The 22925-nt window shown below is 61.1% G+C and carries 23 protein-coding genes; 14 read left to right on the forward strand and 9 right to left on the reverse strand.

Features of this window, described 5'->3' with window-relative positions; all coding sequences use genetic code 11:
* The first annotated feature begins 29 nt into the window (after positions 1–29).
* Positions 30–284, forward strand: coding sequence for a helix-turn-helix transcriptional regulator (locus M5C01_RS07260; protein WP_152737790.1), 255 nt, complete (start codon positions 30–32; stop codon positions 282–284).
* Entirely contained in the window at positions 281–1609 is a 1329-nt protein-coding gene (locus tag M5C01_RS07265; protein WP_152737791.1) for a type II toxin-antitoxin system HipA family toxin, read from the forward strand. Before M5C01_RS07260 ends, M5C01_RS07265 begins: the two co-directional genes overlap by 4 nt.
* Before the next feature lie 74 nt (positions 1610–1683).
* On the opposite strand, the gene typA is transcribed toward M5C01_RS07265, so the two are convergent.
* A complete protein-coding gene (typA, locus tag M5C01_RS07270) occupies positions 1684–3504 on the reverse strand; it encodes a translational GTPase TypA (protein ID WP_103495503.1) in 1821 nt (606 codons plus the stop codon).
* Between the two features lie 139 nt (positions 3505–3643).
* The gene (gene thiI / locus M5C01_RS07275; protein ID WP_103495504.1) at positions 3644–5098 is read right to left on the reverse strand and encodes a tRNA uracil 4-sulfurtransferase ThiI; all 1455 of its coding nucleotides are present in this window, start codon (positions 5096–5098) and stop codon (positions 3644–3646) included.
* A gap of 331 nt (positions 5099–5429) precedes the next feature.
* On the opposite strand from thiI, the gene glnA reads away from it, so the two are divergent.
* From glnA to ntrC, 7 genes are all read left to right on the forward strand, one after another.
* Positions 5430–6836, forward strand: a complete 1407-nt coding sequence (gene glnA / locus M5C01_RS07280) for a type I glutamate--ammonia ligase (RefSeq protein WP_100940351.1) — start codon at positions 5430–5432, stop codon at positions 6834–6836.
* Between the two features lie 205 nt (positions 6837–7041).
* Entirely contained in the window at positions 7042–7428 is a 387-nt protein-coding gene (locus tag M5C01_RS07285) for a cupin domain-containing protein (RefSeq protein ID WP_152737793.1), read from the forward strand.
* 287 nt (positions 7429–7715) lie between these two features.
* Positions 7716–8285, forward strand: a complete 570-nt coding sequence (locus M5C01_RS07290) for a chorismate mutase (RefSeq protein ID WP_103499149.1) — start codon at positions 7716–7718, stop codon at positions 8283–8285.
* Positions 8286–8368: 83 nt separating this feature from the next.
* Positions 8369–8908, forward strand: a complete 540-nt coding sequence (locus M5C01_RS07295; protein ID WP_152737794.1) for a DUF4124 domain-containing protein — start codon at positions 8369–8371, stop codon at positions 8906–8908.
* 7 nt (positions 8909–8915) lie between these two features.
* Complete coding sequence (locus M5C01_RS07300; RefSeq protein ID WP_103499147.1) at positions 8916–9551, forward strand: DUF4124 domain-containing protein; 636 nt, start codon at positions 8916–8918, stop codon at positions 9549–9551.
* 251 nt (positions 9552–9802) lie between these two features.
* Positions 9803–10888 (forward strand): nitrogen regulation protein NR(II), encoded by a 1086-nt coding sequence (glnL, locus tag M5C01_RS07305; protein ID WP_040063506.1) that lies wholly within the window; start codon positions 9803–9805, stop codon positions 10886–10888.
* Positions 10885–12321, forward strand: a complete 1437-nt coding sequence (gene ntrC / locus M5C01_RS07310; RefSeq protein WP_100940345.1) for a nitrogen regulation protein NR(I) — start codon at positions 10885–10887, stop codon at positions 12319–12321. The genes glnL and ntrC overlap by 4 nt, the downstream gene beginning before the upstream one ends.
* An 820-nt stretch (positions 12322–13141) precedes the next feature.
* On the opposite strand, the gene M5C01_RS07315 is transcribed toward ntrC, so the two are convergent.
* Positions 13142–13582 carry a hypothetical protein gene (locus M5C01_RS07315; protein ID WP_152737795.1) on the reverse strand — a complete coding sequence of 147 codons (441 nt, stop codon included), beginning with the start codon at positions 13580–13582 and terminating at the stop codon, positions 13142–13144.
* Between M5C01_RS07315 and M5C01_RS07320 the strand changes: the two genes are divergently transcribed.
* Positions 13581–14036: a tRNA (cytidine(34)-2'-O)-methyltransferase gene (locus M5C01_RS07320; RefSeq protein WP_100940343.1), complete on the forward strand. Its 456-nt coding sequence runs from the start codon at positions 13581–13583 to the stop codon at positions 14034–14036. The two genes, M5C01_RS07315 and M5C01_RS07320, sit on opposite strands and share 2 nt — an antisense overlap.
* Before the next feature lie 48 nt (positions 14037–14084).
* Here the strand turns inward: M5C01_RS07320 and secB are convergent, their stop codons facing one another.
* Genes secB through M5C01_RS07335 form a run of 3 tightly spaced genes read right to left on the reverse strand, consistent with a single transcriptional unit; the run spans position 14085 to position 15284 of the window.
* Entirely contained in the window at positions 14085–14567 is a 483-nt protein-coding gene (secB, locus tag M5C01_RS07325) for a protein-export chaperone SecB (RefSeq protein ID WP_103496807.1), read from the reverse strand.
* A 47-nt stretch (positions 14568–14614) separates the two neighbouring features.
* Positions 14615–14869, reverse strand: coding sequence for a glutaredoxin 3 (gene grxC, locus M5C01_RS07330; RefSeq protein WP_103496806.1), 255 nt, complete (start codon positions 14867–14869; stop codon positions 14615–14617).
* 1 nt (position 14870) lies between these two features.
* Positions 14871–15284: a rhodanese-like domain-containing protein gene (locus tag M5C01_RS07335; protein WP_100940340.1), complete on the reverse strand. Its 414-nt coding sequence runs from the start codon at positions 15282–15284 to the stop codon at positions 14871–14873.
* Between the two features lie 148 nt (positions 15285–15432).
* Between M5C01_RS07335 and gpmI the strand changes: the two genes are divergently transcribed.
* From gpmI to M5C01_RS07355, 4 genes are all read left to right on the forward strand, one after another.
* On the forward strand, positions 15433–16968 hold the full coding sequence (gpmI, locus tag M5C01_RS07340; protein WP_152737796.1) for a 2,3-bisphosphoglycerate-independent phosphoglycerate mutase: 1536 nt from the start codon (positions 15433–15435) through the stop codon (positions 16966–16968).
* Between the two features lie 139 nt (positions 16969–17107).
* Complete coding sequence (locus tag M5C01_RS07345) at positions 17108–18394, forward strand: murein hydrolase activator EnvC (RefSeq protein WP_152737797.1); 1287 nt, start codon at positions 17108–17110, stop codon at positions 18392–18394.
* 30 nt (positions 18395–18424) lie between these two features.
* Complete coding sequence (locus tag M5C01_RS07350) at positions 18425–19747, forward strand: S41 family peptidase (RefSeq protein WP_103496803.1); 1323 nt, start codon at positions 18425–18427, stop codon at positions 19745–19747.
* A gap of 1 nt (position 19748) precedes the next feature.
* Positions 19749–20525, forward strand: a complete 777-nt coding sequence (locus M5C01_RS07355) for a divergent polysaccharide deacetylase family protein (RefSeq protein ID WP_103496802.1) — start codon at positions 19749–19751, stop codon at positions 20523–20525.
* A gap of 13 nt (positions 20526–20538) precedes the next feature.
* Here M5C01_RS07355 and M5C01_RS07360 read toward each other — a convergent pair whose 3' ends face one another.
* The 3 genes from M5C01_RS07360 to hisA form a co-directional block, all read right to left on the reverse strand.
* On the reverse strand, positions 20539–21294 hold the full coding sequence (locus tag M5C01_RS07360; protein ID WP_103496801.1) for an ABC transporter substrate-binding protein: 756 nt from the start codon (positions 21292–21294) through the stop codon (positions 20539–20541).
* A 73-nt stretch (positions 21295–21367) separates the two neighbouring features.
* A complete protein-coding gene (gene hisF / locus M5C01_RS07365; RefSeq protein ID WP_100940334.1) occupies positions 21368–22138 on the reverse strand; it encodes an imidazole glycerol phosphate synthase subunit HisF in 771 nt (256 codons plus the stop codon).
* A gap of 9 nt (positions 22139–22147) precedes the next feature.
* A complete protein-coding gene (hisA, locus tag M5C01_RS07370) occupies positions 22148–22885 on the reverse strand; it encodes a 1-(5-phosphoribosyl)-5-[(5-phosphoribosylamino)methylideneamino]imidazole-4-carboxamide isomerase (protein ID WP_008041005.1) in 738 nt (245 codons plus the stop codon).
* Between the last annotated feature and the right edge of the window lie 40 nt (positions 22886–22925).

Consider the following 22925-nt stretch of genomic DNA (forward strand, 5'->3'; position numbering starts at 1 on the left):
ACCTAATCAAATTTGATGAATATCTCAAAATGCAAACCTTGCAAGAACTCGGCGAAGCCCTCGCTCAACGCAGACAAGCCCTTGGCCTGAAGCAAGGTACCGTCGCCGAACAATCCGGCATCTCCCAAGAAACCCTTTCCCGCCTGGAAAGAGGGCGTACCACCGAGTTTGGCTCACGCAAGCTGCTGGCACTGCTGGCGGTACTCGGCATGGAACTGCAATTTATCGAGGAAGGCAGTGCCGGCTCCCTGGACGAGCTGCGCAAGGAGCGCGGGGGATCATGAAACTTTCCGTCCATGTGCTGGGCCGTGAAGTCGCCACGCTCGAACAAATCGGCGACTTCAAAAGCGTTCTCAGCTACCACACTGACGTCGCGAAACACGACTTCGTCTCCCTGACCATGCCTGTGCGCACAGAGTCCTATCTGTGGGAAGACCCGCTTCATCCGATCTTTCAGATGAACCTGCCGGAAGGCTATTTGCTGCAAGTGCTGCAAGAACAGTTCGGCCCGCATATCGGCGCCAATCCGACAGCCCTGCTCTCCGTCATTGGCCGAAACATGGTCGGGCGCCTGCAAGTGGCAGCCCCCGGGGCGACACTGAATGAGCCGGCACAGCCCATCGAAGTCAGCCAACTGCTACAAGGTGACAACTCTGAAGAAGCCTTTGCCGAACTGGTCCGCCGGCATGCAACCAGTGGCGTTTCCGGCGTTGTTCCCAAGTTCCTCGACAGCGAGGTCGAGAAGTCCGAACTGGGACCGCACAAGAAAGGCACCCTGCTGACTCGGCGTCACCTTATCAAGGGCTCATCCAGCCAGTTGCCTTACGCGGCAATGAATGAACATCTGTGCATGCAGGTCGCCGCCAAAGTCATTCCCACGGCAAAAACCGAAATTTCTCTCGATGGGAAAGCATTGGTCGTTCACCGCTTTGATGTCGATGAAAACGGCCATCCCTATTGGGGCATGGAGGATTTCTGTTGCCTGCTGGGCTTACGACCGGCGGCAAAATACGACACCACCTGGGAGCGGATCGCCAAGGCTGTCAGGGATCATGTCCCGGGCCCTGCACGTCTCGAGACATTCCAGCAATTGGCGGCAAGCCTCTTGCTCACCTACGCCCTGCGCAATGCCGACTGCCACGCCAAGAACCTCGCCCTGCGCTATACAACACGCGAAGATGCCCACCTGGCCCCGGCCTACGACTGGCTGACGACAAGCGTCTATGCCGGATATGAGCGCAATCCACCGGCCATCAGCTTTGCGGGGAAAAAGACCTGGGCCCCCGGGAAGAACCTGCAGAAGTTCATCGCCACTTCATTGGGAATCCCCGCTCGCCAGCAGGGCCTGATGGTCGAACAGATCAGTGATGCCATTTCGGACACCGCCAGCGCTGTCCGCGAGGCCATGTCCAGCCACCCGCAGTTCGCCGAGATAGGGAAGCGAATGCTGCTGGCCTGGAATGAAGGCGTCATGGGACTGCATGACAAGAAAGTCTTCAGTGTCAGCGACTGGACTGCCGGAGAAGCCTTCGCAGGTCTCTCGGCCCCCGCCAAACGCTCAACCCCAAAAGAGGTCATCGGGCGATCCGAATTACTCGGCAAGCGCTGAAGACTATCTCGCACAAACAAAAACGCCCCCGACCTTGCGGTCGGGGGCGTTTTTTTGCCAGCTAACTAAATGACTTAGTTACCGGACTTCTTGGCAGCGCGGGTACGCTCGCTTTCGCCCAGGATCTTCTTGCGAAGACGGATGGACTTAGGCGTGACTTCACACAGTTCGTCTTCTTGTACGAACTCCAGAGCCTGCTCCAGGGTGAACTTGACCGGCGGAACCAGGGCGATGGTTTCGTCTTTGCCCGAAGCACGCATGTTGTCGAGCTTCTTGCCTTTGGTTGGGTTCACACCCAGGTCGTTGTCGCGGCTGTTCAAGCCAACGATTTGACCTTCGTAGATGTCCTGGCCGTGTTCAACGAACAGTTTGCCACGCGCCTGCAGGGTTTCCAGCGAGTAGGTCAGCGCCTTACCGGTAGCGACCGAAACCAGCACGCCGTTCTGACGGCCGGACATGTCGCCGGACTTCATCACGTCGTAACGGTCGAAGATCGAGGTCAGGATGCCGCCACCGGAGGTCAGGGTCAGGAACTCGTTACGGAAACCGATCAGGCCACGAGCCGGGATGTTGTACTCAAGGCGCACACGGCCCTTGCCATCCGGAACCATGTTGGTCAGGTCGCCCTTACGCAGGCCCATTTGCTCCATGATCGCGCCCTGGGATTCTTCCGGCAGGTCGATGGTCACGTTTTCGTACGGTTCGTGCTTCACGCCGTCAACCATACGGATGATCACTTCCGGACGACCTACACCCATTTCGAAGCCTTCGCGACGCATGGTTTCGATCAGTACCGAGAGGTGCAACTCACCACGGCCGGAGACCTTGAACTTGTCAGCCGAGTCGCCTTCTTCAACGCGCAGAGCAACGTTGTACAGCAGCTCTTTGTCCAGACGTTCCTTGATGTTACGGCTGGTGACGAACTTGCCTTCACGACCGCAGAACGGCGAGTCGTTGACCTGGAAGGTCATCGAAACGGTAGGTTCGTCAACGGTCAGCGGCTTCATCGCTTCGACGTTCAGTGGGTCGCACAGAGTGTCGGAGATGAACAGCTGCTCGAAGCCGCTGATGCAGACGATGTCGCCGGCAGCTGCTTCTTCAACGTCGATACGGTGCAGGCCGTGGTGACCCATCAGCTTCAGGATACGACCGGTACGCTTCTTGCCGTCGGCGTCGATAGCGACAACCGGGGTGTTCGGCTTGATGCGGCCACGAGCGATACGACCTACGCCGATAACACCCAGGAAGCTGTTGTAGTCCAGTGCCGAGATTTGCATCTGGAACGGACCGTCACGGTCGACTTTCGGCGCCGGTACGTCGTCGACGATCGACTGGTACAGCGGGGTCATGTCTTCAGCCATGGCAGTGTGGTCCAGACCGGCAATACCGTTCAGGGCCGAGGCGTAGACGACTTTGAAGTCCAGCTGTTCTTCGGTGGCACCGAGGTTGTCGAACAGGTCGAAGATCTGGTCCAGAACCCAGTCCGGACGCGCGCCTGGACGGTCGACCTTGTTGATCACCACGATTGGACGCAGGCCGGCTTCGAACGCCTTCTTGGTCACGAAACGGGTTTGCGGCATAGGGCCGTCTTGAGCGTCAACCAGCAGCAGAACGGAGTCGACCATCGACATTACACGTTCAACTTCGCCGCCGAAGTCGGCGTGGCCCGGGGTGTCCACGATGTTGATGTGGTAGCCGTTCCAGTTGATGGCGGTGTTTTTCGCCAGAATGGTAATACCGCGCTCTTTCTCCTGGTCGTTGGAGTCCATCACGCGCTCGTCGTTGAGCTCGTTGCGCTCCAGGGTGCCGGATTGACGCAAGAGTTTGTCTACCAGGGTGGTCTTACCATGGTCAACGTGAGCAATGATGGCGATGTTGCGTAGATTTTCGATCACTTGTGTATCTCGATCAGAGGATTCGGTGTGCTGACAGGTCGTGGCAGCGATTAACAGTAGAGTCAGGCCTAGCCGTTACAGCTTGACGGCAGAGTCGGGGGGCCGGTGACGCAGGCCACAGGCAAACAGCCCCGGGCTCTTAGCTCGGTCGATAAACGCGCACATTGGCATGCCCCTCACTGAGCAAATGGTGGGCATGCAGGCGACTCATCACGCCTTTGTCGCAATACAACAGGTACTGGCGAGTAGGGTCCAGTTCCTTGAAACGAGCGTTCAAAGCATAAAACGGCATCGCTTGTACCTCGATGCCAGCGATCGCCAGCGGGTCATCTTCCTGAGCATCCGGGTGACGGATGTCGATCACGATATGACCGGCCAGCGCCTCGCTGACTTCTTCAATCTGCAAATCCTGGCCCAATTCGTCGATCACCCGATCGATCGGCACCAGTTTGGCCCGCTCGAGCGCCCGCTCGAGAATCGCCATGTCGAACTGTTGTTCTTCGTACTCCACGCGATTGCGCTTGGCGTGGGTCTTGGGGTTCACCGAAATGACCCCGCAATATTCCGGCATGTGCTTGGCGAAATCCGCCGTGCCGATCTCGGTCGCCAGGTCGATGATGTCCTGCTTGTGGCTGGCGATCAGCGGGCGAATCACCAGCTTCTCGGTCACACAGTCGATCACCGACAGGTTCGGCAGCGTCTGGCTGGATACCTGGGAGATCGCCTCGCCGGTCACCAGCGCGCCGATCTCCAGGCGATCGGCCATGACGGTAGCAGCGCGCAACATCATACGCTTCAATACTACGCCCATATGACTGTTATCGACTTTGCCGAGAATTTCTCCCAGCACTTCCTCGAACGGCACGCTGACAAACAGCACCCGCTGGGAGCTGCCGTACTTCTTCCAGAGGAAGTGAGCGACTTCCATCACCCCCAGCTCGTGGGCGCGGCCACCGAGATTGAAGAAGCAGAAATGGCTCATCAGGCCGCGGCGCATCATCTGGTAGGCGGCCACGGTGGAGTCGAAACCGCCGGACATCAGCACCAGGGTCTGTTCGATGGAACCCAGCGGGTAGCCGCCCAGGCCATTGTGCTGACTATGGATAACAAACAACCGTTGGTCGCGAATTTCCATCCGCACTTCGATTTCCGGCTCTTTGAGGGAAATCCCGGCGGCATTGCACTGTCGGCGCAACTGGCTGCCGACGTATTTCTCCACATCCATGGAGCTGAAACTGTGCTTGCCGGCGCGCTTGCAACGCACCGAAAAAATCTTCCCGGGCAGGGCCTCGCCGAAGTGCTGTTTGCACTGGGCGGTGATCTCGTCGAAGTCACCCAGCGGGTATTCGTCGACCTGCAGGAAATGCGCGATACCCGGCATGCAGCACAGGCGCTCGGTCAGTTCCTGCAGGGCCTTGGGCTCGCTCAGCGCGGTTTCCAGCTCGAGATTGTCCCACACGCCGTTCACCACCACGTTCGGGTCCAGGTCACGGAGCACGGTACGGATGTTCTTGGCCAGCTGGCGGATGAATTTCATCCGGACAGGGCGGCTTTTAATGGTGATTTCGGGGAAGACTTTTACGATAAGTTTCATGAAAACAGCGCGCGAAGGGCCGGCCGAAAAAGGGGGGCGCGGATTATAGCGGAAATTGCTCAAGGTTTAACCAGTTATTGTGCAGATGGTTTTGTGCGCACCAAAACAGGTCGTCATCGAATATTTTAGACCCATAATGGTGCGGCAAACGCCCGAAAATTCTCCTATGCTCGCTGCAACGCGTGAGATTGGGGCAAAAAACCCATCACGGGGCACTGGCATGCAATTTGCTCTCTTGTGAGGCAGGTTGCCTTGGCCGATATTCGCGCCGGCATCACCACTCTTTCAGGGCTAACTCCACTACCCAGCCCGAAGCCACCCGGAGGACACCATGTCGAAGTCGGTTCAACTCATCAAAGATCATGACGTTAAATGGATTGATCTGCGCTTCACTGACACCAAAGGCACTCAGCACCACGTGACCATGCCGGCCCGTGATGCACTGGATGACGAATTCTTCGAAATCGGCAAAATGTTCGACGGCTCCTCCATCTCCGGGTGGAAAGGCATCGAAGCCTCCGACATGATCCTGATGCCGGACGACAGCACCGCCGTACTCGACCCGTTCACCGAAGAGCCGACCCTGATCCTGGTCTGCGACGTGATCGAGCCTTCGACCATGCAGGGCTACGACCGCGACCCACGTGCGATCGCCCGTCGCGCCGAGGAATACCTGAAGTCGACCGGTATCGGCGACACCGCTTTCTTCGGTCCTGAGCCTGAGTTCTTCATCTTCGATTCGGTCAAGTTCAAGTCCGACATCTCCGGCTCCATGTTCAAGATCTTCTCCGAACAAGGTTCGTGGATGTCCGACCAGGACGTGGAAGGCGGTAACAAAGGCCACCGTCCAGGTATCAAAGGCGGCTATTTCCCGGTTCCACCGTTCGACCACGACCACGAAATCCGTACCTCCATGTGCAACGCACTGGAAGAGATGGGCCAGACCGTCGAAGTTCACCACCACGAAGTGGCGACTGCCGGCCAGAACGAAATCGGTGTGAAGTTCAACACCCTGGTCAACAAGGCTGACGAAGTCCAGACCCTGAAGTACTGCGTACACAACGTGGCGGATGCCTACGGCCGTACCGCGACCTTCATGCCAAAACCGCTGTACGGCGATAACGGCTCGGGTATGCACGTTCACATGTCCATCTCCAAAGATGGCAAGAACACCTTCGCTGGCGAAGGTTATGCCGGCCTGTCCGACACAGCCCTGTACTTCATCGGCGGCATCATCAAGCACGGTAAGGCCCTGAACGGCTTCACCAACCCGTCGACCAACTCCTACAAGCGTCTGGTCCCAGGCTTCGAAGCGCCGGTAATGCTGGCCTACTCGGCACGCAACCGTTCCGCCTCGATCCGTATTCCTTACGTCAACAGCCCCAAGGCTCGTCGTATCGAAGCACGCTTCCCGGATCCGGCTGCCAACCCTTACCTGGCCTTCGCCGCACTGATGATGGCCGGCCTGGACGGTATCCAGAACAAGATCCACCCTGGCGACGCTGCTGACAAAAACCTGTATGACCTGCCGCCTGAAGAGGCCAAAGAGATTCCACAGGTGTGCGGTAGCCTGAAAGAAGCCCTGGAAGAGCTGGACAAAGGTCGTGCGTTCCTGACCAAAGGCGGCGTTTTCAGCGACGACTTCATCGATGCCTACATCGAGCTGAAAAGCGAAGAAGAAATCAAAGTACGCACCTTCGTACACCCACTGGAATACGAGCTGTACTACAGCTGCTGATCCGGTAGCGCTCGCGCAAGCAGCGTAACGAAAGGCCACCTTCGGGTGGCCTTTTTCATGGGCAGAAATCGAGATTTCTTGAAACGTTTCCAGACTGGCAGGACGCTGTGGAGCGGCGTTAACTAGGGACTCCCGACCTTGTGACGGGAACCACAGGCACCGCGCGTGGCGCGCGGTACAAGGACGTTAACCTGGAAGCCAGCACATGACCCCGATCTCCACATCCAATGCACAAACCCCACCCCAACCCAGCGCCCAAGTGCTGCTGCGCAGCACCAGCTCCTGGGATGGCACGCCCTACGAACGCTATCCCAAGGGACCACCGGAACTGACCTTGTTGCAGGTCAATATTCCGGCCGATACCGAGTTGGGCTGGCACCTCCACCCGATTCCCAGCGCCGCCTACATCCTCTCGGGCGAAGTGTGGGTCGAGACCCGGGAAGGGGGCCACAACACCCACCTGAAACAGGGCGACACAATAGCCGCCCTGGTCAACATCCAGCACCGCGCCAAGACCGGCGCGGTTCCGGTGGACCTGTTGGTGTTCTACGCCGGCACCGAGGGCGTGCCGCTCTCGGTATCGGACCTCTGACATAGCTCCTACAGATTTTTGCCGAACACAAAATGTGCATTAAACACTGAACTGTAGGAGCAAGGCTTGTCGGGACGCCGCACCGCCGCGAAGGGGGCCTCAAGATCGCTAAAAGCTTCGCGGGCAAGCCCTGCTCCTACAGGTATTGTGGTGTTTTCAAGATCCCACGCCACGAATGGCCTCCCGGGACACACCGACATCTTTTTCATGAAAAGAAACTGGCGCCTGGCCGCGCTTGTGACGTTTACTCAGGGCCCTGTGCCCACCCTCTGGACGAAGCCCGCTCCATGTACCTGACAAAACGCCTTGCCAGCCCGCTGCTGCTTATTCTCCTCAGCACCGGTGCCTTCGCCGAAACCCCGAAGCCCACACCCGCCCCAGCGTCCCTGGCACCCTTGCTCCAGGCCGTGAGCGAACGCCTGGAGATCGCCGATCAGGTCGCGTTGACCAAATGGGACAGCGGCAAGCCGATCCAGGACAGCCCGCGCGAGCAGCAAGTCATCGCCAATGCCGCGCAGGAAGCCGCCACCTACCAGCTCAAGCCTGAAGACGTCAGCCAATTCCTCGCCGCCCAGATCGAAGCCAACAAGCTGGTGCAATACGCCCTGCTGGCCAAGTGGCACGCCGCGGGCAAGGCCCCGACCATCGCCCGTCCCGACCTGGTCAAGCAGATCCGCCCAGCCCTTGATCAACTGCAAGTGCGCCTTCTGCAGCATTACGCCGCCTTCGCCGCCTCCCGGCAGGACCCGCAATGCCCGACCTGGCTGGCCCAGGAGCGTCAGGTCCTGAGCACCGACGAGATCCATGACCTGGCGCTGATTCGCGCCGTGGGCGAGTTGTGCCTCAGCGGGCGCTGAAGCCGTTGAAGGTTGTGCTCTATGCTGACACCCTGAAGCACCTGGGCGGGATGTCAGCGCCAGGACCACTATCGGGAGCGCCCATGGGTCGAAGCCTTCTTTTGCTGCTAATGGCGGTCGCCTTGCCAGCCGCCGCACAGATCTACAAGTACACCGATGCCAACGGCAACACGGCCTACAGCAACCAGCCGCCCGACGGAACCGCCGCACAGACCGTGGAGCTGCCGCCGCTCAACAGCGTGGGCCTGCAGCAGTCGTACACGCTGCCGCTGCCCACACCGGCGACACCCGCACCGGCGACTTCGGCGGCGACACCCACCAATGCCGGCGCGGCCTACAGCACCCTGGAACTGACGGACATCCCGACCCAGGAAGCCCTGCGCGCCAACAACGGCACCTTCACCGTCGGCGTGAAAATGGAGCCGCGCCTGCAACGCCAGCACCTGCTGCGCCTGGTGCTCGACGGCGCGCCCTACGGCCAGCCGAGCAATGTGCCACGCCTGCAACTGGTGAATATCGACCGTGGTGACCATACCCTCGGCGTCCAGGTGCTGGCCGGCGAACAGGTGGTGCAGCAAAGCGCCCTCGTACCCTTTACCGTCCAACGGGTACACAAGCCTTGAGCCACTTATGATTCGCGTTTTCGTCCGCCTGCTGCCGCTGCTCCTGACGCTTTGCGCCGGCTCGGCACTGGCCGAGATCTACACCTACATCGACAGCCAGGGCAACCGGGTCTTCACCGATCAACACCGGGCCGGTGCCAAGGCGGTGCCGTTGCCGCCGGTCAATCGCCTGTCGCTGACCCCGACGGCGCCCCTGCCCACGCCGGCCACCGCGCAAAAACCCAAGGTCCAGCCGATTGTCCATTACCAGATGCTACGCATCCTGGTGCCGGACCCCGATGCCACCATCCGTAGCACCGAAGGCAACCTGATCGTCAGCGTCACCAGTGAACCCGGCCTGATGCCCGGGCACACCTACCAATTGCTGCTGGATGGCAAACCCACCGCCGCGCCCGGCCCCAGCCCGGTGTTCGCCTTGAACAATATCGACCGCGGCAGCCACCAGCTCGCGGTGGAGATCCTCGACGAACAGGGGCGGATCGCCGAACGCACGGCCAACCAACCCTTCCATATGGTGCGTATCTCGCTGGCGCAGAAACGCCAGGCCAACCCCTGCCAACTGGCTGATTACGGACAACGGCCGGAATGCCCGCTGGCAGACAAGCCCGAGGAAGAAAGCAGCAGCATTTTGCCGTTTCTCTGACCCACGCCAAGCATGGCACCAGATTGGTGCACTAAACTGCACACCTACCCGAACCAAATCCCATTTTGGTTCGAAAGTACCCGTCGTTTCTGGCAGAACGCCACTCAATCGAGCCTGAAACGCCCATTTCAGGCAATTCGCGCTTCTTTTCGGAGCCTTGGTTTGGTTTTTGCATTTTCCTTGTATCGACGCCTTGTTCGCGCGCGCAAATCGGGACCGGCCCCGTTTGCCATGCTCCAAAAGAGGTCCCCATGACCATCAGTGACGCCCTGCACAGACTGTTACTCGACAACCTGACCACCGCGACCATCCTGCTCAACGCCGAATTGCGCCTGGAGTACATGAACCCGGCGGCGGAAATGCTCCTGGCCATCAGCGGCCAGCGCAGCCATGGCCAGTTCATCAGCGAACTGTTCACCGAGTCGGTCGAGGCCTTGAACTCCCTGCGCCAGGCCGTGGAACAGGCGCACCCGTTCACCAAGCGCGAAGCCATGCTCACGGCGCTGACCGGCCAGACCCTGACCGTCGACTACGCCGTGACGCCGATTCTCAGCCAGGGCGAAACCCTCCTGCTGCTGGAAGTCCATCCCCGCGACCGCCTGTTGCGGATCACCAAGGAAGAGGCCCAGCTGTCCAAGCAGGAAACCACCAAGATGCTGGTGCGCGGCCTGGCCCACGAAATCAAGAATCCCCTGGGCGGGATTCGCGGCGCCGCGCAGTTGCTGGCCCGCGAGCTGCCGGAAGAAAGCCTCAAGGACTACACCAACGTCATCATCGAAGAGGCCGACCGCCTGCGCAACCTGGTGGACCGCATGCTCGGCTCGAACAAGCTGCCGTCCCTGGCGCTGACCAATGTCCATGAAGTCCTGGAACACGTCAGCAGCCTGGTGGAAGCCGAGAGCCAGGGCTGCATCAATCTGGTGCGCGACTATGACCCCAGTATTCCCGATGTACTGATCGACCGTGAACAGATGATCCAGGCCGTGCTCAATATCGTGCGCAACGCCATGCAGGCCATCAGCAGCCAGAACGAGCTGCGCCTGGGTCGCATCAGCCTGCGCACCCGGGCGATCCGCCAGTTCACCATCGGCCACGTGCGCCATCGCCTGGTGACCAAGATCGAGATCATCGACAACGGCCCGGGGATTCCCGCCGAGCTGCAGGAAACCATCTTCTATCCCATGGTCAGCGGCCGCCCGGACGGTACCGGGCTCGGCCTGGCCATTACCCAGAACATCATCAGCCAGCACCAGGGCCTGATCGAATGTGAGAGCCACCCCGGCCACACCACATTCTCGATCTTTCTGCCACTGGAACAAGGAGCCACATCGACATGAGCCGTAGTGAAACCGTGTGGATCGTCGATGACGACCGTTCTATCCGATGGGTCCTGGAAAAAGCCCTGCAACAGGAAGGGATGACCACCCAGAGCTTCGACAGTGCCGATGGCGTAATGAGCCGCCTGGTCCGTCAGCAGCCGGATGTGATCATCTCCGACATCCGCATGCCCGGCGCCAGTGGCCTGGACCTGCTCGCGCGGATTCGCGAGCAGCACCCGCGCCTGCCGGTGATCATCATGACCGCCCATTCCGACCTCGACAGCGCGGTGGCCTCCTACCAGGGCGGCGCGTTCGAATACCTGCCCAAGCCGTTTGACGTCGATGAAGCGGTGTCGCTGGTCAAGCGCGCCAACCAGCATGCCCAGGAACAACAAGGCATGGCCGTGGCGCCGACCCTGACCCGGACCCCGGAAATCATCGGCGAAGCGCCGGCGATGCAGGAAGTGTTTCGCGCCATCGGTCGCCTCAGCCACTCCAACATCACCGTATTGATCAATGGCGAGTCCGGCACCGGCAAAGAGCTGGTGGCCCACGCCCTGCACCGCCACAGCCCACGGGCGGCGCAACCGTTCATCGCCTTGAACATGGCGGCGATTCCCAAGGACCTGATGGAATCCGAGCTGTTCGGCCATGAAAAAGGCGCCTTTACCGGCGCGGCCAACCTGCGGCGCGGGCGTTTCGAACAGGCCGACGGCGGCACCCTGTTCCTCGACGAAATCGGCGACATGCCGGCCGACACCCAGACCCGTCTGCTGCGGGTACTGGCGGACGGCGAGTTCTACCGGGTCGGCGGGCATACGCCGGTCAAGGTCGACGTGCGCATCATCGCCGCGACCCACCAGAACCTGGAAACCCTGGTTCACGCGGGCAAATTCCGTGAGGACCTGTTCCATCGCCTGAACGTGATCCGCATCCATATTCCACGGATGTCGGACCGTCGCGAAGACATCCCGACCCTGGCCAAGCACTTCCTCGCCCGCGCCGCCCAGGAACTGTCGGTGGAGCCGAAGCTGCTGAAGTCGGAAACCGAGGAATACCTGAAGAACCTGCCATGGCCGGGCAACGTGCGCCAGCTGGAGAATACCTGCCGCTGGATCACAGTGATGGCTTCCGGGCGCGAGGTGCATATCAGCGACCTGCCGCCGGAGCTGCTGAACCTGCCGCAGGATTCGGCACCGGTGACCAACTGGGAGCAGGCACTGCGCCAGTGGGCCGACCAGGCGCTGGCACGCGGCCAATCGAGCCTGCTGGACAGCGCCGTACCGAGTTTCGAACGGATCATGATCGAGACCGCCCTCAAGCACACCGCCGGCCGCCGTCGCGACGCCGCCGTGCTGCTGGGCTGGGGCCGCAACACCTTGACCCGCAAGATCAAGGAACTGGGCATGAAGGTCGATGGCGGCGATGAGGACGACAGCGACGAGGGTTGATCCGTCGCTTCAAGCCAAACCCTCTACAGCCTGGCTGTAGAGGGTTTTTTATTGCCCTGCAAATGGGGCGGCGTGCACCACGGCAATGCGCCTTGAACCGCGATCGAGCAGAGAATCAGGCCGCGCAGGCGCCATCGCCGTTTTTACGCTCGAGCAGAAAGGCCCCGTATTCCGGGGCCTTCAGACACATTTTGAAAATTATCAGGGCAATCATTGGCGTTTTTTCAAAAGCTGGCACGCGCCCTGCAATAACCCCAGTACAACCCAGTTTTGGGGACCCTGATACAGGCAGGTCAGGGACTCCCCTTCTTTACACCGGGGCTCACACCGCTCACAGCGACGAGTCCCAAGACGCTTTTGGGAACCCTGGTACAGGCAGGCCGGGACTTCCCTTCTTTACACCAGGACTCATACCGCTCACAGCGACGAGTCCAGATGCTTTCGGGGACCTTGATACAGGCAGGTCAAGACTCCCCTTCTTTACACCGGGACTCACACCGCTCACAGCGACGAGTCCCAAAACGCTTTTGGGAACCCTGATACAGGCAGGTCAGGAATTCCCTTCTTTACACCGGGACTCATACCGCACACAGCGATGAGTCCAGACGTTTTCGGGGACCCTGGTACAGGCAGGCCGGGACTCCCCCTCTTTACACCGGGACTCACACCGCTCACCGCGACGAGTCCAAACGCTTTTGGGAACCCTGATACAGGCAGGTCAGGAATTCCCTCTTTAACACCCGGACTCACGCCGCTCACCGCGACGAGCCCGATAGCCGTTCTGGGAGCTCCGGTACAGGCAGGCCGGAGATTCCCTCTTTTATTCCTCCCGCAGATTGATCGCCAATCTCCAGCGTCCGTCCACCTTCGCCCCGGCCCATTCGCCGTGCAACGGACGCGCCGCCAACAGCGTCAGCAACAACCCCTTGTCACTCAAGCGCACACGCCAGTTGGCGTCCTTGCCGGCCACCTGCAAGTGACCGTTCTGCGCCTTGCCCTCGGCGTCGAACAGCAACGCCACCGTGCCGTCGACCTGCTCGCCATGCACCTTGGGCTCGGCACTGAACCAGACCACCACCCCCTCGGGCACCACCTCGACCTGTTGCAAAACCAGGGGCTCGGGCGCGGTCAGGCGACCGATCATCATCCCGACCATCAAGCCGACAATCGCCAGCGATCCCAACACCCGCGGCAATAGCTTCGATCGCGGGTCCTCTTCGGGGGTAGAATGCAGCCCATCTTCATCTTCGGAGCCGTGCATGTTTCACGTCATCCTTTTTCAACCAGAAATTCCGCCGAACACCGGCAACATTATCAGGCTATGCGCCAACAGCGGCTGCCACCTGCATTTGATCGAGCCCATCGGTTTTGAAATGGACGACAAGCGCTTGCGCCGCGCCGGCCTCGACTATCACGAGTACGCCACGCTCAAGACCCACGCCGACCTCGCCAGTTGCCTGGAAAGCCTCGGCCACCCGCGCCTGTTCGCCTTCACCACCAAGGGTTCGCGAGTGTTCCACGAGGCGCGCTTCGCCGAGGGTGATGCGTTTCTCTTCGGCCCGGAAAGCCGTGGCCTGCCGGCCGAGGTGCTCGACGCCCTGCCCGGCGAACAACGCCTGCGCCTGCCGATGCGCGAAGGCTGCCGCAGCCTGAACCTGTCCAACACCGTGGCGGTGGCGGTCTACGAAGGCTGGCGCCAGCTGGGCTTTGCCTGAACAAAAAAAGCGCCGGAAAAGGCGCTTTTTTGTGGGCAGGCAATCCGTTTATTGAACGGTTTGCGCGCCGTCTTCCTGCAGACGCTGCAGCTCTTGCGCGTACAGGGCATCGAAGTTCACCGGGGCCAGCATCAACGCCGGGAACGAACCACGGGTGACCAGGCTGTCCAGGGTTTCACGGGCGTACGGGAACAGGATGTTCGGGCAGAATGCGCCCAGGGTGTGGCTCATGGAAGCCGCATCGAGGTTCTTGATCAGGAAGATACCGGCCTGCTGCACTTCAGCGATGAAAGCCACTTCTTCACCGTTCTTCACGGTCACCGACAGGGTCAGCACCACCTCGTGGAAGTCGCCTTCCAGGGCTTTCTGACGGGTATTGAGGTCCAGGCCGACGCTCGGCTCCCACTGCTGGCGGAAGATCGCCGGGCTTTTCGGGGCTTCGAAGGACAGGTCGCGCACGTAGATACGCTGCAAGGAGAATTGCGGTTGGCTATCTTCTTCAGTGGCAGCAGTGTTCTGTTGGTCAGTCATCGCAGCAGATCCTTCTTGATCTTCAGGTCTTTAAAGGGTTGGGGGAATCAAGCTTCCAGCAACGCGTCCAGCTTACCGGCGCGCTCGAGGGCGAACAGGTCGTCGCAACCACCGATGTGCCGGTCGCCGATCCAGATTTGCGGCACGGACGTGCGCCCGGCCTTCTGGGACATCTCGGCCCGCAACTGCGGTTTACCATCGACCTTGATCTCGTCGAAAGCAACGTTCTTGCTGCCGAGCAACGACTTGGCGCGCATGCAGTAAGGGCAGTAATCACTGGAGTAGACAACGACCTGGCTCATATCACTTCACCAGCGGCAGATTGTCGGCTTTCCAGCTGGAAATACCACCGGACAGCTTGGCGGCAGTGAAACCGGACTTGAGCAGCTCGCGGGCGTGAGTCCCGGAGTGCTGGCCCTGGGCGTCGACCAGAATCAGGGTCTTGGCCTTGTGCTTCTCCAGTTCACCGATGCGAGCCATCAGTTTGTCCTGGGGAATGTTCAGCGCGCCGACGATATGACCGGCGGCAAAGTCCTTGCTCGGGCGCAGGTCGATGACCACGCCCTGGTCCTGGTTGACCAGTGCGGTCAACTGGCCAGTACTGAGGCTGGCGCCACCGCGGCTCATTTCATGGGCAATCAGCAAGGCCAGCAGGAGCACGAAGGCGCCGGCTAACAGGTAGTGGCTAGTGGCAAATGCAATCAGGTGATCGACCATCAGGAGGTTCCAGGGCGTTAAAATGTGGGCCAGTATACACAGCCGTCAAGGTCGGCCAAACCCCGCCCGGCGGTGACTGCATTTGAACTTGGCTTTAAACTGCGACTCTTTTTTCCATGACCTTTCAATCCAGCCGCGAGTGCCGTCCATGACTACCACGCCTAAACCTTTGGTCCTGATCATCCTGGATGGCTTCGGTCACAGTGAGAGCCATGACTACAACGCCGTCTATTCGGCGAAAAAACCGGTGCTCGACCGCCTGGTCGCGACCCAGCCCAACGGCCTGATCTCCGGCTCCGGCATGGATGTCGGCCTGCCGGACGGGCAGATGGGCAACTCCGAAGTCGGCCACATGAACCTCGGCGCCGGCCGGGTGGTGTACCAGGACTTCACCCGCGTGACCAAGTCGATCCGCGACGGCGAGTTCTTCGAGAACCCGACCATCTGCGCGGCGGTGGACAAGGCCGTGGGCGCGGGCAAGGCGGTGCACATCCTCGGCCTGCTGTCCGAAGGTGGCGTGCACAGCCATCAGGACCACCTGGTGGCCATGGCCGAGCTGGCGTTCAAGCGCGGCGCCGAGAAAATCTACCTGCACGCCTTCCTCGATGGCCGCGACACCCCGCCGAAAAGCGCCCAGTCATCCATCGAGTTGCTCGACGAAACCTTCCGTACCCTGGGCAAGGGCCGTATCGCCAGCCTGATCGGGCGCTATTTCGCCATGGACCGCGACAACCGCTGGGACCGTGTGGCCCAGGCCTACAACCTGATTGTCGACGGCCAGGCCGAGTTCCACGCCGCCAATGCCCAGGAAGGCCTGCAAGCCGCCTATGAGCGCGGCGAGAGCGACGAATTCGTCAAGGCCACCCGCATTGGCGAGAAAGTCACCGTCGAAGACGGCGATGCGGTGGTATTCATGAACTTCCGCGCCGACCGTGCCCGTGAACTGACCCGGGTGTTCGTCGAAGACGACTTCAAGGACTTCGAGCGCGCCCGCCAGCCGAAAACCTCCGGCTTCATCATGCTGACCCAATACGCCGCCAGCATTCACACGCCGTCGGCCTTCGCCCCGGGCAGCCTGGAAAACGTGCTGGGCGACTACCTGGCGAAAAACGGCAAGACCCAGTTGCGGATCGCCGAAACCGAGAAGTACGCCCACGTCACCTTTTTCTTTTCCGGCGGGCGCGAAGAACCTTTCCCGGGTGAGGAACGTATCCTGATCCCGTCGCCGAAAGTCGCCACCTACGACCTGCAACCGGAAATGAGCGCGCCGGAAGTCACCGACCGCATCGTCGATGCCATCGAACACCAGCGTTACGACGTGATCGTGGTCAACTACGCCAACGGCGACATGGTCGGCCACAGCGGCGTGTTCGATGCGGCCGTTAAAGCAGTGGAATGTCTGGATTTGTGTGTAGGACGTATCGTCGAGGCCCTGGACAAGGTCGGCGGCGAAGCGCTGATCACCGCCGACCACGGCAACGTCGAACAAATGGAAGACGAATCCACCGGCCAGGCCCACACCGCCCACACCACCGAGCCGGTACCCTTCATCTATGTCGGCAAGCGTCCGCTGAAGGTCCGTGAAGGCGGCGTGTTGGCAGATGTCGCACCGACGATGCTCAAGCTTCTGGGCCTGGAACAGCCGAAAGAGATGACCGGTACGTCGATCCTGACTGACCTCTAAACGCCACAAATCAGGTAGGCTGCAGGCCTGCGGCCTACCTCTTTATCGGAAACGCCTGAAAGCAACCGCTTTTGGGCGTTTTTTTTGCAGCCCGCGGCGGGCATACTAGGGCGTCTCGTTCCCAGGTGTCGCCCGCCCCATGCTTCGCGCCCTTATCGCCCTAGCCCTGATCTGCCTGCTCCAACCGGCCTTTGCCGACGAGCGCGCACAAACCCAGCAGCAGTTGGACGCCACGCGTCAGGATATCGCTGAGCTGAAAAAGCTCCTGGGCAAGCTGCAGGAAGAAAAATCCGGGGTGCAGAAAGAACTGCGCGGCACCGAAACCGAAATGGGCAAGCTGGAGAAGCAGGTCGATGCCCTGCAGAAAGAGCTGAAAAAGAGCGAAAGCGAACTGCAGCGGCTCGACGCAGAGAAAAAAAAACTCCAGAGCGCGCGCATTGAACAGCAGCGACTGATCGCCATCCAGGCCCGCGCCGCCTACCAGGGTGGCCGCCAGGAATACCTCAAGCTGTTGCTCAACCAGCAAAACCCGGAAAAATTCGCCCGTACCCTGACCTATTACGATTACCTGAGCCAGGCGCGCATGGAGCAGTTGAAGAACTTCAACGAAACCCTGCGCCAACTGGCCAATGTCGAAAACGACATCAATCTGCAGCAAGCCCAGTTGCTGGTGCAGAAAAGCAGCCTGGACAGCCAGCGCGACGAACTGGACAAGGTCCGCAAGGAACGCCAGGCGGCCCTGGCCAAGCTCAGTGACGACGTGAAAGCCCGCGACCAGAAGCTCGCCGCTCGCGAACAGGACCAGGCCGACCTGTCGAAAGTCCTCAAGACCATCGAAGAAACCCTGGCTCGCCAGGCCCGCGAGGCGGAAGAAGCGCGTCAGAAAGCGCTGCTCGCCCAGCAGGAAGCCGAAAAAAAGCGCCAGCGTGAGGCTGCGGTCGCCAATGACGACAGCCCACGGCCACCGCGTAAAACCACGCCTGGAGCCCTGGTATCGAGCGCGGGAGAATCCTTCGGCGGCCCTTTTGCTTCAGCGCGCGGCAAACTTCCATGGCCAGTTGATGGTCGATTGCTTGCGCGCTTTGGTGAAACCCGTGGCGATGACGCCCGGACCAAGTGGGACGGGGTAATGATCAGCGCCGCCGCCGGTAGCCAGGTGCACGCCGTGCACGGTGGCCGCGTGGTGTTCGCCGATTGGTTGCGGGGCGCCGGTTTGCTGGTCATTCTGGACCACGGCAACGGTTACCTGAGCCTCTACGGGCACAACCAGACGCTGCTCAAGTCCGCAGGCGATGTGGTAAAAGCCGGTGAGTCGATCTCTACTGTAGGCAACAGTGGCGGTCAGGACGCACCCGCGTTGTATTTCGCTATACGTCAGCAGGGTCACCCGAGTGATCCGGCCCAATGGTGCCGCGCCCAAGGATAGGCCCGCATCTTAATCAGGAGTTCGTTCGACATGTTGCATTTGTCCCGCCTCACCTCGCTGGCCCTGACGATCGCCCTGGTGATCGGTGCGCCCCACGCGTTCGCTGCGCAACCTGCCCAGCCCGCGCCGGCTGCCGCTGCTCCGGCCGTCACCGCCAAGGCCCCGCTGCCGCTCGACGAGCTGCGCACCTTTGCCGAGGTCATGGACCGGATCAAGGCCGCCTATGTCGAACCGGTGGACGACAAGACCCTGCTGGAGAATGCCATCAAGGGCATGCTCAGCAACCTTGACCCGCATTCCGCCTACCTCGGGCCGGACGACTTCGCCCAGCTGCAGGAAGACACCAGCGGCGAATTCGGCGGCCTGGGCATCGAAGTCGGCATGGAAGACAACTTCGTCAAGGTGGTCTCGCCGATCGACGACACCCCGGCGTCCAAGGCCGGCGTGCAGGCCGGCGACCTGATCGTCAAGATCAACGGCCAGCCGACCCGCGGCCAGACCATGACCGAAGCCGTCGACAAGATGCGCGGCAAGGTCGGCCAGAAGATCACCCTGACCCTGGTGCGCGGCGGCGGCGCGCCGTTCGACGTGACCCTGACCCGGGCGATCATCCGCACCAAGAGCGTGCGCAGCCAGTTGCTGGAAAACGGCTACGGCTATATCCGCATCACCCAGTTCCAGGTCAAGACCGGCGAAGAGGTCTCCAAGGCCCTCGCGGCCCTGCACAAGGAAAACGGCAAGAAGCTCAACGGCATCGTCCTCGACCTGCGCAACAACCCGGGCGGCGTGTTGCAGGCGGCGGTGGAAGTGGTCGACCACTTCATCACCAAGGGCCTGATCGTCTACACCAAAGGTCGCATCGCCAACTCCGAACTGCGCTTCTCGGCCACCGGCCACGACGAAAGCGAAGCGGTGCCGATGGTGGTGCTGATCAACGGCGGCAGCGCCTCGGCTTCGGAAATCGTTGCCGGTGCCCTGCAAGACCAGAAACGCGCCGTGTTGATGGGTACCACCAGCTTCGGCAAGGGCTCGGTACAAACCGTGCTGCCGCTGAGCAATGACCGCGCGCTGAAGATCACCACCGCGTTGTACTTCACGCCTAACGGTCGCTCGATCCAGGCCCAGGGCATCATCCCCGATGTTGAAGTCCGCCAGGCCAAGGTCACCGGTGCCCAGGACGACGACACCTTCAAGGAAGCCGATCTCCAGGGTCACCTGGGCAACGGCAACGGCGGCGCGGACAAGCCAAGCGTCAAGGCGCCCAAGGCCAAGCCACGCCTGCAGGACGACGACTACCAACTGGGTCAGGCCCTGAGCCTGCTCAAAGGCCTGAGCGTGACACGCGGCAACTGAGATGCGCCGCTGGCTGCTGCTCCTTATCGGCTGTTTGATCGGCGTTGCCCAGGCGGCGCCGGTCGAGCCGCCGGCACCGACCAAGGCCTACCTCACCCTGATTATCGATGACCTGGGGCAGAACCTGCCCCGGGATCGTCGGGTGCTGGCCCTGCCCGGGCCGGTCACTCCATCGATCATGCCCGACACCCTGCACGCCGCCGAATTCGCCCGCGAGGCCCATGCCGCCGGCAAGATCGTCATGCTGCACATGCCCATGGACCCGGCCACCGGGCCTTTCGCCTGGCATCCCGACCTGTCCCTCGATGAATTGCAAACGCGCCTGGCCGCCGCCTTCAAGGCCGTGCCCTTTACCAGCGGGATCAACAACCATGAAGGCAGCCGCATGACCGCCGAACCGGTGGCCATGGCCTGGCTGATGGGCGAATTGCAGCGGCGCAACAAGTTCTTCGTCGACAGCCGCACCAGCGCCAAGACCGTCGCCGCGGCCCAAGCGCAGAAGATCGGCCTGCCCAGCGTGTCGCGGGATGTCTTCCTCGACAACGAACGCACCGAACCGGCCATCACCGCACAACTGGAAGAAGCGATCAGGCTGGCGCGCAAGCACGGCTCGGCGGTGGTGATCGGCCACCCCTACCCGCAGACCCTGGCGGTCCTCGAACGCGAACTGCCTAAACTCAAGGAGCAGGGCATCGACTGGATCGATATCAAATCGATGATCGCCCTACGCGGCAACCAGGCGACCGAGGCTCACGGCAAGCAGGGCGTCTATCACTGAGTGGACGACACCCTTACAGGTAACGCCCGAAGGCCTGATCCACCACACCTTCACGGCGTAGCTGATCGAGTGCCGACTGCAGCTTGGCAACGACGGTATCGGGCACCTCTTTGTTGAGGGCCAGGTAAAGGGACGCACTGTTGAAGCGCAAGACCGTCTTGAGCCCGGCAATGCCCTCCTGCCGCGCCAGATAGCGTCCGGCGGGATCGCCCGAGGCCCACAGGTCGATCTGACCGTCGACCAGCTTGCGCGCATTATCCTGGTCGCGCAGGGCCAGCACCGGGTTGAATCCGTGCTGCGCCAGGTATTGGGCGATAGCGTCGCCCTTGTAGGCGCCGATCCGGTAGCGATGGGCCTGCTCCAGGCCCGACAAGGCAATCGGGCTGTCCGTCTTGCCCAGCAGCACCCAATCGTCAGGACCGATCGGCCCGACCCATTTGAACAGTCTCTCGCGCTCCGGCAGCCTGGCCATGACAAACACCCCGTAGCCGGGGTTTTCCAGGGCGAGCTTGTAGATACGTTCCCAGGGGAAACGCAGGGTCAGGCTGTAGGAAATACCGGCGCGCTTGAAGGTTTCCCGCACGATATCGGCGGCAATGCCTTCGATATTCTCGTCCTTGGCGAAGTTCTTGCCATTTTTCGCCATGTTGTAGGGCGGGAAGTTCTCCGTCAGCAGGACAATGCCGTCATCGGTAGCGTCCGCCGCAGCCACCGTGCCCGACAACAGTCCGATCAGGCAAAACAGCGCGAGGAAAAAGCGTTTAGACATAGTAGGCAACCGGAATCCGTGGCGGGCTCAAGAGTGACTTGAGCCCGCCATACTGTCCAGTGGACTGTTGCCCTCAGCGCACCACGATACCGCGCGCGGCCATATAGGCCTTGGCTTCCGGCACCGTGTACTCGCCGAAGTGGAAGATGCTCGCCGCCAGCACCGCACTGGCGTGGCCTTCCAGAATCCCGTCGGCCAAGTGCTGCAGGTTGCCGACACCGCCCGAAGCGATCACCGGGATACCCAGGGCATCGCTGATGGCCCGGGTCACGCCGAGGTCGAAACCGCTTTTCATGCCGTCCTGGTCCATGCTGGTCAGCAGGATCTCACCGGCACCGAGGCCTTCCATCCTCGAAGCCCACTCCACCGCATCGAGCCCGGTGGGCTTGCGCCCACCGTGGGTGAAGATTTCCCAGCGCGGGGTTTCGCCCGGCAACGAGACCTTCTTCGCATCGATGGCGACGACAATGCACTGCGAGCCGAAATGCTGCGCCGCTTCGCCGACGAACTCGGGGTTGAACACCGCCGCTGTGTTGATCGAGACCTTGTCGGCCCCGGCATTGAGCAGGTTGCGGATGTCCTGCACGGTGCGCACGCCGCCGCCGACCGTCAGCGGGATAAACACCTGGCTGGCCATGCGCTCGACGGTATGCAGCGTGGTGTCACGGCCGTCGACGCTGGCGGTGATGTCGAGAAAGGTGATCTCATCCGCGCCCTGCTCGTCGTAACGCCGGGCGATTTCCACCGGGTCACCGGCATCACGGATGTTCTCGAACTTGACGCCCTTGACCACGCGACCGTTGTCGACGTCCAGGCAAGGGATGATGCGTTTGGCCAGCGCCATGGTGAGTCCTCAGCCTTTGTACGAATCGCAGAAGGCTTGCGCCTCGGCGACGTCGAGGGTGCCTTCGTAGATCGCCCGGCCGGTAATCGCGCCGATGATGCCCGGTGCCTTGGCGTCCAGCAGGCTCTTGATATCGCCCAGGTTGTGGATACCGCCGGAAGCGATCACCGGAATTTTCGTGGCCGCAGCCAGGGCTGCGGTGAAGGGCACGTTGCAGCCCTGCATCATGCCGTCTTTGGCGATATCGGTGTAGACGATGGCGGAGACGCCGTCGGCTTCGAACTGTTTGGCCAGGTCGATGACCTGCACGGTGCTGATTTCAGCCCAGCCGTCGGTGGCGACAAAACCGTCCTTGGCATCCAGGCCGACGATGACCTTGCCCGGGAACGCGCGGCAGGCTTCGGCAACGAACGCAGGGTCTTTCACCGCCTTGGTGCCGATGATCACGTAGCTCACGCCGGCCTTGACGTAGTGCTCGATGGTTTCCAGGGAACGGATACCGCCGCCGATCTGGATCGGCAGGTTCGGGTAACGCTTGGCGATGGCGGTGACCACCTCGCCATTGACCGGCTGGCCTTCGAACGCGCCGTTCAGGTCGACCAGATGCAGACGGCGGCAGCCGCCCTCCACCCACTTGGCAGCCATGCTCACCGGGTCATCGGAGAACACCGTGGAATCTTCCATGCGGCCCTGGCGCAGACGAACGCAGGCACCGTCTTTGAGATCGATAGCGGGGATAATCAGCATCTGGCAAACCTTAGAGTCGTTTTTTCAGCTTTACTCGGAA

Source organism: Pseudomonas sp. MWU12-2319 (assembly GCF_023242525.1).
Classification (GTDB): domain Bacteria; phylum Pseudomonadota; class Gammaproteobacteria; order Pseudomonadales; family Pseudomonadaceae; genus Aquipseudomonas; species Aquipseudomonas gingeri_D.

What these genes read in the sequence shown, in the direction of transcription:
- M5C01_RS07315 (WP_152737795.1), bottom strand. Translation starts at nt 13,582, where the DNA reads ATGCACGGCTCCGAAGATGAAGATGGGCTGCATTCTACCCCCGAAGAG.
- M5C01_RS07350 (WP_103496803.1), top strand. Translation starts at nt 18,425, where the DNA reads ATGTTGCATTTGTCCCGCCTCACCTCGCTGGCCCTGACGATCGCCCTG.
- M5C01_RS07295 (WP_152737794.1), top strand. Translation starts at nt 8,369, where the DNA reads ATGGGTCGAAGCCTTCTTTTGCTGCTAATGGCGGTCGCCTTGCCAGCC.
- glnA (WP_100940351.1), top strand. Translation starts at nt 5,430, where the DNA reads ATGTCGAAGTCGGTTCAACTCATCAAAGATCATGACGTTAAATGGATT.
- M5C01_RS07360 (WP_103496801.1), bottom strand. Translation starts at nt 21,294, where the DNA reads ATGTCTAAACGCTTTTTCCTCGCGCTGTTTTGCCTGATCGGACTGTTG.
- thiI (WP_103495504.1), bottom strand. Translation starts at nt 5,098, where the DNA reads ATGAAACTTATCGTAAAAGTCTTCCCCGAAATCACCATTAAAAGCCGC.
- grxC (WP_103496806.1), bottom strand. Translation starts at nt 14,869, where the DNA reads ATGAGCCAGGTCGTTGTCTACTCCAGTGATTACTGCCCTTACTGCATG.
- M5C01_RS07265 (WP_152737791.1), top strand. Translation starts at nt 281, where the DNA reads ATGAAACTTTCCGTCCATGTGCTGGGCCGTGAAGTCGCCACGCTCGAA.
- M5C01_RS07335 (WP_100940340.1), bottom strand. Translation starts at nt 15,284, where the DNA reads ATGGTCGATCACCTGATTGCATTTGCCACTAGCCACTACCTGTTAGCC.
- M5C01_RS07320 (WP_100940343.1), top strand. Translation starts at nt 13,581, where the DNA reads ATGTTTCACGTCATCCTTTTTCAACCAGAAATTCCGCCGAACACCGGC.
- M5C01_RS07300 (WP_103499147.1), top strand. Translation starts at nt 8,916, where the DNA reads ATGATTCGCGTTTTCGTCCGCCTGCTGCCGCTGCTCCTGACGCTTTGC.
- M5C01_RS07355 (WP_103496802.1), top strand. Translation starts at nt 19,749, where the DNA reads ATGCGCCGCTGGCTGCTGCTCCTTATCGGCTGTTTGATCGGCGTTGCC.
- hisA (WP_008041005.1), bottom strand. Translation starts at nt 22,885, where the DNA reads ATGCTGATTATCCCCGCTATCGATCTCAAAGACGGTGCCTGCGTTCGT.
- glnL (WP_040063506.1), top strand. Translation starts at nt 9,803, where the DNA reads ATGACCATCAGTGACGCCCTGCACAGACTGTTACTCGACAACCTGACC.
- hisF (WP_100940334.1), bottom strand. Translation starts at nt 22,138, where the DNA reads ATGGCGCTGGCCAAACGCATCATCCCTTGCCTGGACGTCGACAACGGT.
- ntrC (WP_100940345.1), top strand. Translation starts at nt 10,885, where the DNA reads ATGAGCCGTAGTGAAACCGTGTGGATCGTCGATGACGACCGTTCTATC.
- M5C01_RS07290 (WP_103499149.1), top strand. Translation starts at nt 7,716, where the DNA reads ATGTACCTGACAAAACGCCTTGCCAGCCCGCTGCTGCTTATTCTCCTC.
- gpmI (WP_152737796.1), top strand. Translation starts at nt 15,433, where the DNA reads ATGACTACCACGCCTAAACCTTTGGTCCTGATCATCCTGGATGGCTTC.
- secB (WP_103496807.1), bottom strand. Translation starts at nt 14,567, where the DNA reads ATGACTGACCAACAGAACACTGCTGCCACTGAAGAAGATAGCCAACCG.
- M5C01_RS07345 (WP_152737797.1), top strand. Translation starts at nt 17,108, where the DNA reads ATGCTTCGCGCCCTTATCGCCCTAGCCCTGATCTGCCTGCTCCAACCG.
- M5C01_RS07260 (WP_152737790.1), top strand. Translation starts at nt 30, where the DNA reads ATGCAAACCTTGCAAGAACTCGGCGAAGCCCTCGCTCAACGCAGACAA.
- M5C01_RS07285 (WP_152737793.1), top strand. Translation starts at nt 7,042, where the DNA reads ATGACCCCGATCTCCACATCCAATGCACAAACCCCACCCCAACCCAGC.